Source organism: Bowmanella yangjiangensis (assembly GCF_018531185.1).
In the GTDB taxonomy this organism is placed as follows: Bacteria; Pseudomonadota; Gammaproteobacteria; order Enterobacterales; family Alteromonadaceae; genus Bowmanella; species Bowmanella yangjiangensis.
Genome location: NZ_JAHDJU010000001.1, coordinates 793979 through 807883, shown reverse-complemented (window position 1 = coordinate 807883; position 13905 = coordinate 793979). Strand labels below are relative to the sequence as shown.

At 49.8% G+C, this 13905-nt stretch carries 13 protein-coding genes and 1 CRISPR repeat array; of the genes, 5 read left to right on the top strand and 8 right to left on the bottom strand.

Annotation, left to right across the window (positions count from 1 at the left end):
- Positions 1–125: 125 nt before the first annotated feature.
- A complete protein-coding gene (locus tag KJY73_RS03660) occupies positions 126–929 on the top strand; it encodes an NlpC/P60 family protein (protein WP_214340431.1) in 804 nt (267 codons plus the stop codon).
- The gene (locus tag KJY73_RS03655; protein ID WP_214340430.1) at positions 865–1410 is read left to right on the top strand and encodes a hypothetical protein; all 546 of its coding nucleotides are present in this window, start codon (positions 865–867) and stop codon (positions 1408–1410) included. Before KJY73_RS03660 ends, KJY73_RS03655 begins: the two co-directional genes overlap by 65 nt.
- Before the next feature lie 14 nt (positions 1411–1424).
- Here the strand turns inward: KJY73_RS03655 and yghU are convergent, their stop codons facing one another.
- Positions 1425–2267: a glutathione-dependent disulfide-bond oxidoreductase gene (yghU, locus tag KJY73_RS03650; RefSeq protein WP_214340429.1), complete on the bottom strand. Its 843-nt coding sequence runs from the start codon at positions 2265–2267 to the stop codon at positions 1425–1427.
- Between the two features lie 176 nt (positions 2268–2443).
- On the opposite strand from yghU, the gene KJY73_RS03645 reads away from it, so the two are divergent.
- Complete coding sequence (locus KJY73_RS03645) at positions 2444–3343, top strand: dienelactone hydrolase family protein (protein ID WP_214340423.1); 900 nt, start codon at positions 2444–2446, stop codon at positions 3341–3343.
- Between the two features lie 28 nt (positions 3344–3371).
- On the opposite strand, the gene KJY73_RS03640 is transcribed toward KJY73_RS03645, so the two are convergent.
- The 3 genes from KJY73_RS03640 to KJY73_RS03630 all read right to left on the bottom strand — a co-directional run bounded on the left by KJY73_RS03640 (position 3372) and on the right by KJY73_RS03630 (position 4698).
- Positions 3372–3590 (bottom strand): DUF6500 family protein, encoded by a 219-nt coding sequence (locus KJY73_RS03640; protein ID WP_214340421.1) that lies wholly within the window; start codon positions 3588–3590, stop codon positions 3372–3374.
- A 48-nt stretch (positions 3591–3638) separates the two neighbouring features.
- Entirely contained in the window at positions 3639–3974 is a 336-nt protein-coding gene (locus KJY73_RS03635; RefSeq protein WP_232848382.1) for a hypothetical protein, read from the bottom strand.
- A gap of 91 nt (positions 3975–4065) precedes the next feature.
- Positions 4066–4698 carry a LysE family translocator gene (locus tag KJY73_RS03630; RefSeq protein ID WP_214340420.1) on the bottom strand — a complete coding sequence of 211 codons (633 nt, stop codon included), beginning with the start codon at positions 4696–4698 and terminating at the stop codon, positions 4066–4068.
- Between the two features lie 260 nt (positions 4699–4958).
- On the opposite strand from KJY73_RS03630, the gene KJY73_RS03625 reads away from it, so the two are divergent.
- Positions 4959–5516 (top strand): dihydrofolate reductase family protein, encoded by a 558-nt coding sequence (locus KJY73_RS03625; protein WP_214340418.1) that lies wholly within the window; start codon positions 4959–4961, stop codon positions 5514–5516.
- A gap of 63 nt (positions 5517–5579) precedes the next feature.
- The gene (locus KJY73_RS03620; RefSeq protein ID WP_214340416.1) at positions 5580–5888 is read left to right on the top strand and encodes a hypothetical protein; all 309 of its coding nucleotides are present in this window, start codon (positions 5580–5582) and stop codon (positions 5886–5888) included.
- Positions 5889–5941: 53 nt separating this feature from the next.
- A CRISPR array of direct repeats spans positions 5942–9811; the repeat unit is 28 nt; unit sequence TTTCTCAGCTGCCTATTCGGCAGTGAAG.
- A 128-nt stretch (positions 9812–9939) separates the two neighbouring features.
- Here the strand turns inward: KJY73_RS03620 and cas6f are convergent.
- The 4 genes from cas6f to csy1 are packed head-to-tail and all read right to left on the bottom strand — an operon-like array spanning position 9940 to position 13890.
- Entirely contained in the window at positions 9940–10509 is a 570-nt protein-coding gene (gene cas6f / locus KJY73_RS03615; protein ID WP_214340414.1) for a type I-F CRISPR-associated endoribonuclease Cas6/Csy4, read from the bottom strand.
- A gap of 6 nt (positions 10510–10515) precedes the next feature.
- On the bottom strand, positions 10516–11520 hold the full coding sequence (gene csy3, locus KJY73_RS03610) for a type I-F CRISPR-associated protein Csy3 (RefSeq protein ID WP_214340412.1): 1005 nt from the start codon (positions 11518–11520) through the stop codon (positions 10516–10518).
- A gap of 13 nt (positions 11521–11533) precedes the next feature.
- Positions 11534–12523, bottom strand: a complete 990-nt coding sequence (gene csy2, locus KJY73_RS03605) for a type I-F CRISPR-associated protein Csy2 (protein ID WP_214340409.1) — start codon at positions 12521–12523, stop codon at positions 11534–11536.
- Positions 12520–13890 carry a type I-F CRISPR-associated protein Csy1 gene (gene csy1 / locus KJY73_RS03600; protein WP_214340407.1) on the bottom strand — a complete coding sequence of 457 codons (1371 nt, stop codon included), beginning with the start codon at positions 13888–13890 and terminating at the stop codon, positions 12520–12522. The genes csy2 and csy1 overlap by 4 nt, the downstream gene beginning before the upstream one ends.
- Positions 13891–13905 lie beyond the last annotated feature (15 nt).

Below are 13905 nucleotides of genomic sequence, written 5' to 3'. Positions count from 1 at the left end.
TTGTGCTTATTCGCGTGTCCCAGCTTGCGGTTTTATTTGCCATGTGTTGGACAACAAGCCATCGCCCTGCTTGACTGAATAATCGCCAGTGCAGTTCATTCAAGTCAAGCTTGGGAGGCCACTTCATGGCACCGCTCACACTTAATCACTCTGTAGGTATGGGGGGCACTAACCATACCGAAGACATCCGCGCCTTGCAGATTGCGCTTAATCAATTGCTCAGCCCCGCGCATATCGCCCCGCTCAGCGTCGATGGCAGTCTGGGTAGTGATCCCGACAAAGCCAAAACCGTTGCCGCTATCAGGTATTTTCAGGCTCAGGTAGTCAAGATGCAGACGCCGGACGGACGGGTTGACGTCAATGGTAAGACACATAGAACAATTAACCGCGAGCTGGCCGCATTAACCAGTAATGAGCCTGCGCAGTCAGTTCGGTCTGATGTGCCCTGGATGACTATCGCCATGGCTGAAATCGGTCAAACAGAAGTGCCAGGGCCCCAGGCCAATGCGCGTATCCTGGCGTATTTCAAAGCCGCCGGTTTTTGGGGAACAGACGACTCTGGCGGAGAAAATGCCTGGTGCGGCTCATTTGTCGCCTGGGTAATGCAACAAAGTGGCTTCACACCTGTAGCTCAAGCTTACCGGGCCAAAGAGTGGCGGCACTTTGGCCGGCAGATTGCCCAGCCGGTATATGGAGCCATTGGCATTAAAAGCCGTCAAGGCGGTGGACACGTGGCCTTTGTGGCAGGAACAAGCGCCGATGGAAAATCACTTTATATGCTGGGTGGAAATCAGCGCGACAGCGTCAACATCGCCCGCTATAGTCGTGACGTATGGGACAGCTTTGTGGTACCGGAAGGCTTTGATGAAACCAGGGTGGACTTACCCCTTTATTCGCAGCACGCCGCAGCCGCAGGCAGCGAAGCATAATGCACGGCGAGGATGGCTGATTTTGGCCGCGCTGACAGCTGGCCTGTGTGCATGTAGCCAGACAAACCAGCTTGAACATGTTGCTCTGGACGAGGCCCAGCAACAGGCTCTTTACACCGCCGTGCAGCAAACGCCCTTTAGCGCTGTGGTAAAGATCACGCAGGTGCAAACTAAGCATGATCATCACGAGCCAGAGATGCAGTGGCATATTTATACGGCCGAAGTGCAACAGATGATCCGTGGAACTCCCACCCACTCGCTGCGTTTTGCCATGGCCCTTGAGCAAGGCGAAGACGCACTTATCCCTGACTATCCCGTGCTGCTTACCCTATGCCAAGGCCAAAATATGCAGTTAGGCACCCATTACTATTGGCCTGGCACCGGCGCGCAGTTTGACGCCAGTGCCCAGCTCAAGCAGGTTGCCATATCGGCAGCCCGCGAGGCTGACCAGGCACAAGTGCATTTCGCTCAGTGTGATTAAAGCCTGCTAACGCCTTAGTCCAAATCAGCCGCGCTATGGCGCTCGGCTAACTGCTCTTGTTCTTCACCCCAGGTACGATTCACCCGCCTACCACGTTGCACCGCCGGGCGCTGGGCAATCTGTTTTGCCCATCTCTGCACATGGGTATATTCCTGAACCTGCAAAAACTCGGCGGCGTCATAAATATTGCCCAGTACCAGATCGCCATACCAGGGCCAGATCGCAATATCAGCAATGGAATATTCATCACCTGCCATATATTGATGCTCCGCCAGATGGCGGTCGAGCACATCCAATTGGCGCTTCACTTCCATAGTGAAACGATTGATTGGGTACTCCATCTTAAACGGCGCATAAGCGTAGAAATGCCCGAAGCCGCCACCTAAGTATGGCGCAGCGCCCATCTGCCAGAACAACCAGTTGCGGCATTCGGCTTTGCCTTTCGCATCGCTTGGCACCAACACACTGAACTTGTCAGCCAGGTACTGCAAAATCGCCCCTGACTCAAACACCCGGATAGGCGGCAGTGAACTGGTATCCAGTAAGGCGGGGATCTTGGAGTTGGGGTTTACCTCTACAAAGCCAGAGGAAAACTGCGTACCCTCACCTATATCAATCAGCCAGGCATCATACTCAGCCTCCTTGATACCCAGCGCCAGTAGCTCTTCGAGCATAATGGCCGCCTTCTGACCATTGGGGGTAGCCAGCGAGTAAAGCTGCATCGGATGCTTGCCCACCGGCAGGCTTTTATCATGGGTTGCCCCGGCGATAGGACGGTTAATGCTGGCCCACTTGCCGCCACTTTCGGCGTCCCAGGTCCATATTTTTGGTGGAATGTAATCGTTGTTGTCGGTCATCACGAGTCCTTGATTGGAAAATGCGTCAGGCAATTAATGCGCACGAAAGGAACCAGATTCAAGTCATTGCATTGCCTATTTTGCGACCAATGACTTTGTAAAGTACGATAAGTTGCTTGAGGCTATACACCTGTTGATCAGGTTTCAGCGTACAACTGACATTTTAGGGAATAAACATGAGCAAACCACGCCACCCCGCCCTGACCGATGAAATGTTCCATCTTTACGACCGGTATGCCCACGGTCAGATGGACAGGCGTGCATTCTTGCAAGGCTTGAGCCGCCTGGCGGTTGGCGGCATTACCGCGTTAACTCTGTATCAGTATCTCAGCCCGGATTATGCGGCTGCCGAACAGGTATCCTTTAATGATCCTGGCCTAAAAGCCACTTATGTCACCTACCCCTCCCCTGACGGCCATGGCGAAGGCAAGGGCTACCTGGTGCTGCCCCAGCCATTGGAAACACCGCGCCCTGTGGTTTTGGTTATCCACGAAAACCGCGGGCTCAATCCTTATATCAAGGATGTGGCCAGGCGCTTTGCCAAGGCCGGTTTTATCGCCCTGGCACCAGACGGTTTGGCGCCGCTTGGCGGTTATCCTGGCAATGACGACCACGGTCGCGCTATGCAGCGCAGCCTGGATGCCAACAAGTTGCGAGAAGATCTGTTCGCCGCCGCCCGCTATGCCAAAGCACTAACCCAAGGCAACGGTAAACTGGGAGTGGTAGGTTTTTGTTTTGGTGGTGCCATGACCAACCGCATGGCCGCCGTCCTGCCTGACTTGGTCAATGCTGCCGTGCCCTTTTACGGCTCCGCCGCACCGCTGGAGCTGGTTGAACAAATTCAGGCACCACTACTGATCCAATATGCAGAAAATGACGAGCGGGTAAACAGCCAGTGGCCAGCCTATCAGCAAGCCCTGAATCAACACAACAAAGCCCATCAAGTGCACTTTTACCCCGGCACGCAGCATGGTTTTCACAATGACTCGACGCCGCGTTATGCTAAAGACGCCGCCGAACTGGCCTGGCAACGCACCCTGGCGTTTTTCAATCAGCACCTGGCGAGTGCTGGGTAAATTTCGCCATGGCAGATGCAGGCCTGCTTTACAGGCCCTGCTCAACCATCTGCTTAATGGTTTTAGCCTTAACGAAGTGATCCAGTTGATGGGTTTGGATCCACCAGGTAGCCGCTTCCATCAGCAGTGCCGGGTTGTCATTTTTATTGGCAAAAAACGCATAAAATGACAACCCGACATTCTCACCCTTACTGGCCATCTTTTTATCGCATACGTGAATAATTTTCACTCTAAGCTCGGCTCTCACAGCCCATCCTTTTGTTAAACCACATCGTTCCTAAACAGCCAAATAGGCTTAGTCAGGGCTGCGGGTAAGTCGCACCCCATCCACTACCATCTGCCATTGCCCGTCCACCAAATACGGCGGTTCGCTTACCTCAAAATTGGAGTTAAATGGGCCAAACCCCACCACAAAATTATCACCGTTGAATTCTTTTAGTGGCCCGTTTATCGAGGTGGTACCGCCATTTTTAAGCCGCTCATAAGCCACCGTACCATCAGGCAAAATCAGCAGATACATTTCCTTGCTTTGCCACTCGCCAGCATACATCAGCTTGTCGTCAGGCAGCGGTTTACTGCAACCACTTAATAGCATCAATAACAATAAAAACGGGGCCATCCTTAAAAACATCAACTTCTCCTGATAAATGGGCAAAAATGAACGGCGTAACCTGTCGCCGTCCGTTTAAACACAGCGCCGTGTCACAAAAAAGCAAACCGGCTTAGGGCTTGAGATAAGCGAGCTTGGCACCAAAACCAATAAACACCACCCCAGTGACCGACTTAAGCCAGCGGCTGAAGGTTGGACTACCGGCCAGCCCTTTAAGCCGGGACAGCAGCATCACCATGAAAGAGAACCAAATAAGGTTAATAAGCGCATGTGCTGATACCAGCAAGTAGGCCTGACTGGCGGATGCGTCCATAGACAAGAACTGAGGAAAAGCGGCCAGATAAAACATCGACACTTTGGGATTGAGCACGTTGGTAAAAAAGCCCTCAGCAAAGGCCCCCTTAAGGTTGACCGCCTTAGCCTTTTTTACATCGGCCGACACAACCACAGTTTGTGCTTTCCAGGCTGCCAGCAGAGACTTCACGCCAATCCAACATAAATACATGGCGCCGAGTACTTTAAAGATAAAAAATGCCTGAGCGGACTGCACCAATAACACCGAGATACCAAATACCGATAAGGTACCGTGCACATAGAAAGCCGCCACAAATCCCCAAATATTGGCAAAGCCAGCTGCCCGACCGGAGACAGGCACAGTCTTGGCAATCAACAGCCCGTTCGGACCAGGCGAGATAACCAGTAACGCCACAACGACCACAAAGGCCAGTAAATTAATCAGATCCATCCGCATCTCCTTTTTTCGGCAGGCAAAGGATTGTACTTGCGATCTTGGCTGGGTAATAGTTTCCTCACATTAGTAGGCAACTTAAAAGTCGCAAGCGCGAATAGCTGGCGAAATTCAGCAGCTACTGAGCATAAGCCCAACTGGCGCAGCCCAGTCTAAGCTCAAGTGGCCGGAAGTTAAGCACTTAGCGCAGCTTGAGTTGCCTCCCTCACCTTGTGCATAGATACTCATCAAACGCAAAGCGAATAAAGGACAGGCTTATGAAATGCTCGGTATTTATTGCCACTAGTGCAGACGGTTACATCGCCACCCTAGACGGTGGGGTAGACTGGCTCGACACCGGCAATGAGGTAGATTTGGGCACTCAGGCGGATATGGGCTTTAACCAGTTTATTGCCAGTGTGGACTGCATGATTATGGGCCGCGGCTGTATGGAAAAACTGGCCAGTTTTAACCTAACTCCTGAGCAATGGCCTTATGGCAACCTGCGTATTATTGCCCTAAGTCAGCGCCTTCAGCAGGTGCCGGCCAACTTGCAAGGCAAGGTAGAACTTTATGCAGGCGATATTGAATCCCTTGTCAGCACACTACAACGCGAAGGCTACCAGCATGCCTATATTGACGGCGGAGCGACCATTACCTCATTTTTACAAGCACAGCTTATCAGCCATTTAACTATTACCCAGGCCCCGGTTTTACTGGGCAAAGGTATTCCGTTATTTGGTGAGCTCTCCCAGCAAGTCATGCTTAGCCATGCCAAAGCCACCGCCTTCGCCAATGATTTTGTGCAAATACAGTATGATGTGAGTTATAAATAAGGTCGCCAAACTGATCTAAGGTTGAGAAAGCCTCGCCAATAACGCAATGGAGATAGAACAAGGATGCGCTATCAAACAAGGTTTATAAAACGCTTTGCCATACTGGCCCTGATATTCCACTTACCTATTTTGCTGGTTCTACTGCACGTAACAGCGGCATTTATACCGGCACTATTCTGGATCAACATTCCCGTGCTGTGGACAGGTATCGCCAGTGCCATGGGTGAGAGTCACTTTAAAGTCGCGGAGTTTGGCGCAACGCCCCAATCCCCTCTGGCTTACACGGTAATAGTGGTGTTTTGGTTATTACTTGCAGCATGGCTTGCCTGGCTTAGCGTTAGAAAGTACAAAAACGCAGAATCGCCTGATTAAATTGTGTTTTTAACCTGCCAGGTTTTCAAATACAGTCTCCTACTCCCTTTGATTTTGGTAGCTGCCTATTCGGCAGTGAAGATTCTGGACTTTGCCCAGTTTGGCTTTGGTGTTTTCTCAGCTGCCTATTCGGCAGTGAAGATGGCTGGCAGTGGCATGGATAACTTTGTTACCTTTCTCAGCTGCCTATTCGGCAGTGAAGTTAGCTATGACAATGGCGTGACTTTTGTTCAATTTCTCAGCTGCCTATTCGGCAGTGAAGATCACCGCTGATGGCAATGCCAATGCCATTGCTTTCTCAGCTGCCTATTCGGCAGTGAAGAGGGACCAGGGTCAGCAATCAATAATAAATCATTTCTCAGCTGCCTATTCGGCAGTGAAGTTGGCCATTGCCAGCCTGCCGCCGCCCGCAAGTTTCTCAGCTGCCTATTCGGCAGTGAAGTGCGCCGAATGTCACGCCGGCCTCTGGGTATCTTTCTCAGCTGCCTATTCGGCAGTGAAGGGTGACGTTTTACTTGTTCGGGGACAGGACGTTTTCTCAGCTGCCTATTCGGCAGTGAAGCGATAGGCGCGGCTCAGCATGCAGTCGTTTGATTTCTCAGCTGCCTATTCGGCAGTGAAGTCTGCTTGCTGGCTGCTTGCCACGGCCAGCATTTTCTCAGCTGCCTATTCGGCAGTGAAGTGTCTGACTACTAGGCGCGGCCTTTCAGTCATTTTCTCAGCTGCCTATTCGGCAGTGAAGTACAGACCAAGAGCGGCCAGGGCGATGAAGCTTTTCTCAGCTGCCTATTCGGCAGTGAAGTGCTCGCTTAGCATGCCACGGTAAACGGCGTCTTTCTCAGCTGCCTATTCGGCAGTGAAGCTGAATGGGATGCGGGGCAGGAGTTCCCGGCGTTTCTCAGCTGCCTATTCGGCAGTGAAGGACGACCCAGACCAGTTACGCGAACGCTTCTTTTTCTCAGCTGCCTATTCGGCAGTGAAGTCTAAGTGGTCATTAAAGATCACCTGTTCCTGTTTCTCAGCTGCCTATTCGGCAGTGAAGATGCATAGAAGCTAGTACAGATAAGGGGTTGATTTCTCAGCTGCCTATTCGGCAGTGAAGTCGAACTGATAGAAAGGCTCAAGGCCGCTTATTTTCTCAGCTGCCTATTCGGCAGTGAAGGAACTCCAGGCATCGGCAAATGATAGTGACGATTTCTCAGCTGCCTATTCGGCAGTGAAGTAGTGATTCCAGCTCGACCTTTCGCAGCGATATTTCTCAGCTGCCTATTCGGCAGTGAAGTAATTCTGCGGCCTCTGCAACCGGGTCAATCATTTCTCAGCTGCCTATTCGGCAGTGAAGTAGGGATTTAGCCATTATCACCAATCAGGCCCTTTCTCAGCTGCCTATTCGGCAGTGAAGATTTCGCAAGGGTATCCAAACCTTTATCGCGTTTTCTCAGCTGCCTATTCGGCAGTGAAGCGAAAAATTGCCAGGGCAGGCCGCAGCATGAATTTCTCAGCTGCCTATTCGGCAGTGAAGTGCTGTGGGTAGGTGTAGCGAATCATCACCAGTTTCTCAGCTGCCTATTCGGCAGTGAAGTGGTACACCCTTTCCAATATGGGGTGGGCGAATTTCTCAGCTGCCTATTCGGCAGTGAAGCTTAGTATTACCAGGTTCTTGGCCTGGGAATATTTCTCAGCTGCCTATTCGGCAGTGAAGTCCACCGCTTATCAGCTCACCTATGCCTCTAATTTCTCAGCTGCCTATTCGGCAGTGAAGGACATCAAAGCCAAAGGCATAAGCGACTTCCATTTCTCAGCTGCCTATTCGGCAGTGAAGGCTAATGCCTGGGCGGCTGCGACTGGCGATGCTTTCTCAGCTGCCTATTCGGCAGTGAAGTCGACAGCATGTTCGTATTACATCAAACCACTTTTCTCAGCTGCCTATTCGGCAGTGAAGCTTCATGCAAATGTCCGTCGTTGAGCGCGGCTTTTCTCAGCTGCCTATTCGGCAGTGAAGCATCTCCGCACCTGACCACCAGCTAACCGATTTTTCTCAGCTGCCTATTCGGCAGTGAAGTAAGAGTATTAGACCATATTATTGTGGGTGATTTTCTCAGCTGCCTATTCGGCAGTGAAGATGCAATCGGCGTTTCAGAGGCAAAAAGATGCATTTCTCAGCTGCCTATTCGGCAGTGAAGTGAGTTTCTCTAAATTTGTCTTTGGCTTCTTCTTTCTCAGCTGCCTATTCGGCAGTGAAGATCTTATGAAAAATGCCAAGCAAAAACCGCAATTTCTCAGCTGCCTATTCGGCAGTGAAGGTAAAGCTCTAAATCCGTTCGGGCGCTGTTCATTTCTCAGCTGCCTATTCGGCAGTGAAGGCTATCTGCTCGTTAGTTTGCTTTCTGGCCTTTTTCTCAGCTGCCTATTCGGCAGTGAAGTAACTTATGAGCCATAGCGGCAAACTTACAGCTTTCTCAGCTGCCTATTCGGCAGTGAAGGATCCCCGGTATCATTCATTTTTATCGTAACGTTTCTCAGCTGCCTATTCGGCAGTGAAGACTTTTTTAGATAGACCCCAGAACTTTTTCTTTTTCTCAGCTGCCTATTCGGCAGTGAAGACCATTAGTTCAATCCGGCGCTTTTCCGGGTTTTTCTCAGCTGCCTATTCGGCAGTGAAGTTGAAGAGGAAGAGAGCGCCGACTTGCCAGAATTTCTCAGCTGCCTATTCGGCAGTGAAGCTAAAGTCGAAGACCTGGCTAATTCGGTGCCATTTCTCAGCTGCCTATTCGGCAGTGAAGAAATTACTCTCGGCTTCATATGCCGCCTTCTGTTTCTCAGCTGCCTATTCGGCAGTGAAGCGGTAACGGTGGCCTTCTTTAGCGATGGTATTTTTCTCAGCTGCCTATTCGGCAGTGAAGCCTCTTTTGAGGCTGGTTTTGCTGCTGGCTATTTTCTCAGCTGCCTATTCGGCAGTGAAGTGACTGGCGTTGATGTTTTTAGATATGTACTTTTTCTCAGCTGCCTATTCGGCAGTGAAGTCATCTACCGTTAAGTACGCAACCCCCGATTATTTCTCAGCTGCCTATTCGGCAGTGAAGGTAATCGCGTCCCACCAGTTACCGGCAGTTGTTTTCTCAGCTGCCTATTCGGCAGTGAAGCTGCAAATGCATTACGACAAGCTCGACGAACTTTTCTCAGCTGCCTATTCGGCAGTGAAGACCAGTATGTACGACGATATCACCCTTAAGGTTTTCTCAGCTGCCTATTCGGCAGTGAAGGATATAAACAATATCCTGCTCCACACCACCGTTTTCTCAGCTGCCTATTCGGCAGTGAAGCTCTGGCTATGGCAACGGGCATTAGCCCATTTTTTCTCAGCTGCCTATTCGGCAGTGAAGCTGTAGTTGCCACGGCGGGTGCGAATGATTCCTTTCTCAGCTGCCTATTCGGCAGTGAAGTACCGGGGGTGGACGGTGCGGGTTTCGATGCGTTTCTCAGCTGCCTATTCGGCAGTGAAGTCTGTAGCGTGGTAGTGTCGACGCCTTGCGTTTTTCTCAGCTGCCTATTCGGCAGTGAAGTTTATGTGGTGTGCGACGCACAAAGCGGCATTTTTCTCAGCTGCCTATTCGGCAGTGAAGCGGCTTTAAGGCCGATGGCGGCCGCCCCCTTGTTTCTCAGCTGCCTATTCGGCAGTGAAGGTGCTTATGCCTTGGCTCGTTTAGCTTGCCCATTTCTCAGCTGCCTATTCGGCAGTGAAGGGTTACGCCGCCTCGGTCTTTCCCGACGAACTTTTCTCAGCTGCCTATTCGGCAGTGAAGATCGTCTCTGCGGCTAACGGGATGTTTACGACTTTCTCAGCTGCCTATTCGGCAGTGAAGTGAAAGACACCAACAGCTTGGCAGACGGTATTTTTCTCAGCTGCCTATTCGGCAGTGAAGTAGATTACTTAAGCACTAATCATCTGATTATTAAAGAGCTATTGAGATTTTTATCAATTTACCCTTTTTCTGATACTCAAAAGCAGCCCTTTAATTTAAAGGGCTGCAGGGAAACAGAATAAAAAGGGTTAGAACCAGGGTACCGTTACTTTTTCAGACAGGCGACTTAAACCATATGAGTTAAAACAACCGTCTGTCGGCTGCTCCACTATCGGCCCTTGTTCAACAAACACTCTCATTTGCTGCTTACTGCCTCGACTGGTGAGCTGCAAATATGGCAACTTGAGCAACTTTTGCGGCTCATCACTAAATTTCGTCAATGCTGCATCGGGTGTCAGCCAGCCTTTGCTGACTGAGCGTTGCCGCTTGTTGTGTGCGCTTTTCAATTGTCGTCTGGCAAAATAACGCTGTTTGGCATTAGCCGGGACTGACGATATAACACCGCAATGGCAGTAATCTCTCAGTCCTTTTAACCAGCCTTGCGCCATTAATATCTCCAGTAATGCTGCAGAACCGTGAAGCCGCAGTTTAGTGCCGAGATTCTTCCCTGTTACGGCATATTCTGGGAAACTCACCCCGACCTTGCCGTCCGTTGTTTGTCCCAGCACTGCGTGCAGTTTGGAGCACAGATTATTCATTAGAAAACAGGCATCTGCTTCCAAATCTGGCAATACCGTGATTTCGATATAGCTATCCATAAGCCTTTATCCCGCTTCCCCAAACACTCCGCCACGAATAAACATGGCCATAATATAGTGTTGTTGCTCCAAGGCTGGTGTTTTACCTTTCAAAATCCAGCCGTCCAGTAATTTGTAAAAATCCATACCGTCTTTGGGTTGACGATAAGCCTTGCCGCGATTCGTTACTGAACCGTAAGGTTCTACTGCGATAGCACCAACCGCTGCAGTTTCAGGGTGCCAGGTGTCGATTGTACGCAGCGCATTACCTATTTTTTGCGAGTGCATGGCTGCCACACCATTCAGTTGATAAAGGAACTTGCTTTTATCCCCTTTGCCGCCCCCCATTACCAGTTCTTGTGAAGGATAAACAGCCTGGCCTGCGCCGAGTTTGACAAAGGCATTGACTTTAAGCAGAGCAAAGCTTTCCCCAGTTAGTCCTTGCTGAATCACTTGCGCTAATTTGGCTAAATCGCCGGTCGGCTTTGAAAAACTGTGCAAATCAAACTGATGACTATCAAATACCCAGCATTCGTTTCCGTGTGTTACCTGAACTTCCACCGCTTCAGCCCCTACCCGGTTGCGCCAAAGAAAACGGCCATTAGCAATATTCGCGGCATAACGATTAGCTAACTCAGTAAACTGCGTTTGCTCTGCATAGCCATTGATAAGATCAGCCAGTGCTTTTTGATATTCAGGATCATTACAGGTTGAGGGCGCAGCCAAATCACCGATGACTCTTAAGGAAAAGCTTACTTGAAGCGTGTCGTGTTCAAATGGCAATGCAGCATTATCTACGGTTTGTAAGTTGGCTTTTTGTACTTCCGCATCAACCTTAGCCGGGTCACTGGCCAAAGCAGACTTTAGCCGGTTGGAGATAGTGCCACGCACTGCCTTCTCCTTAACGGTTACAGGTACAAAACTCCTTGCATCACCTCGTTCTTGCCAGTTGCCACTGGCCATAATAGCGTCTGAATTGGCCAGCTTGGCTTCAAATGCCAGTACTGATGCGGTTTTTAATGTAGTACTCATAAGTCAGTTCCTTTTAGAAGTAATTAAGTTCAGATTCGGTCATTTCAGCTAAAGCGACTTCCTGTTCGGGGTGCAGATTCAGCGGTTTTTTGGCGGTGTTTGTTGTACATAAATACCAAGGCCCCTGCTGGCGATAACGCCAGATCACATCTCGTACATCGTATACGCGGTGCGGGCTTAACCACTGGCCAACACCATAAGCCGATTCAACAAAACAGAAGGGGTATTGTGGGTCACGACTATTGGCAACAGAACCTGCAGGGTGCAAAGCTGAAATGGCTTTATAACCAGTTGTTATTGGTACTAAGTAGCCTTTGCCGGGCTTGGGCACAGGTTCCCATTTTGCCGGACGCGGTTCTGATGGTGTATCAACATTCTCTTCCACAATAGCCCGATAGGTTAAGGCGGCAAAATCCAGCCAGGCATCCAGCATAGAGGCCGCAGGCTGCGCCATTAATAATTGCTGATAGTGCTGCTTTAACAGCTCTGAGCGATCCGTCAGTACAAAGCCAGGCAGCACTTTTCGTAGTAATTTACGGCTTAGCATTTGTTCGTCATCATCGCTATACAGGCTAACGCCTTTTAAGTTAACCACCTGGCCACCAGCAAGTTTTTGCTTTTGTGCCAATCGATTGAGCGTTTCAACTAGCGTTTGTTGCTGCCTAAGACTAAATGCTTTGTCAGCCTCCAGGATCAATGAAACCGTCAAATGCATTCGCCCTTCTTCTACAATAGGCGCGGTATTTCCCTCTTTTGTTAAAGGGTTACGGCTTAAGGCAAACACGTAATCACCCCAGCCACTGGGCTGGTAAGCCTGAACCTGATGCTGATGACACACCACCGCGCAACCGGTTAATGCAACATCAAAATCTTGCTTAATCTTGCGGGACAGCGCATGGGTGTATCCAAGAAAGTGAGTAATGGCCGGAAAGCCATAAGTAAAACCTGCAATACAATTGGCGTTTTGTATCTGGATATGTTCCAGCAAAATGTAATTGCTCATATTGCTGCCTCCGGCTGCACGGAATTCACGCTAAACACGCTGGTGCCCAGTTCGTATTCTCGCAATATGGGAGCCAACAACTTCGCCCAATGCCGGTGCTGTACAGTACCAAACACTAATCCATCACTTTTCAAAGCATGATTCAGCTTATGGTTTAACCAATCCGCAAAAGCCACGCAAATATCTTGCTGCCAGTTGCTGTCAGTCCGCTTTTGCTGGAATTGTGGATCTTCGCACCAAGTATCCAACCACAACTGTTCGGCCTGTTGCAGCCTGCAATCCTGTAGACTCCAGCCTGCGTGTTTTGTTAGCCCCTGCACTTCAGCTGCATAATTCAGCAAGCCATCAATAAGGTCATTCACATAAGTGGCAATATTGCGGCGAATATCTAAAGTACTATCGCGCCCTTTTACACTAAGCAAGTAACGCTGAAAATCTTGCAAGTCGCGCCAGACCCGGCGGTTAAACTCACGACTGTAAAAGATTGAACGCTCATTTAACGGCGGCTTTAAGGTCGATTGCCAGGAGGGTGCTGAACAATTAAGTAAGTTTGTTTTCCCACCCCGCTGACTGTTTAATTGCGAAATATTCTGTGGTTTAGAACCGCCAAAGCTTTGTATCGCCGTATCTAAAAAGCGGATGTCTGGTTTGTCATGATATCGTCCAGCCTTGTGTGCTTCCCGAATAGCTTTGGATTCATCGCCAAAGCGAGCTGCACCTATTTTGCCGTTGAGTTGATGCGCAAGAGACGAAGCAAAGAGCGGGCTCAATAGATGGTATTCGCCATCATCCATTGGAAAGTAAAGTTGCTTCGCTAAGGTATGAGATGACAACTCTTTGTCAGCCAGCGCCAGCTTAAAACCTTCCACCCATTCCATAAGTTGCGCATGATTTTCACTGAACACTTCAAGCGCGCTGACATCACTATCAGCGAGCGCCTGAGCAAGGCTTTGCCCTTCAAATTCCAACTGCAGCAGCTTGGCAACATCTAATGCCGCCGCATTACCAACAGCATCAATAACCGGGTTAGACAAGCTGGCAGTGACGAGATAGTTCGAATCCGGCATATATTCCAAAGACAGCAGACTACTGCCTTTAGCATCGCCATGGGTAAACTTCAGCGCGTGGGTCACCAAACTGATTTGTTTAGCACGTTTTGCAGCATCATCTAACCAATGTTGCACTTTAAACTGTTGGTTTATCTGCAAAATCTGAGGCGCAAACTCAGCGTTGATCTGTGCGTGCTCAACCTTATCCTCTACACCTTTTAGTGCCTTCTCCAAGGCTTTCTCTATCGGTTCCAGCTTTTGCAATCTTCGCTGGTCTATATAGTCAGCGATTAATGCTTCTAACCCTTCATATTGCATAATACCTCCTTGCAG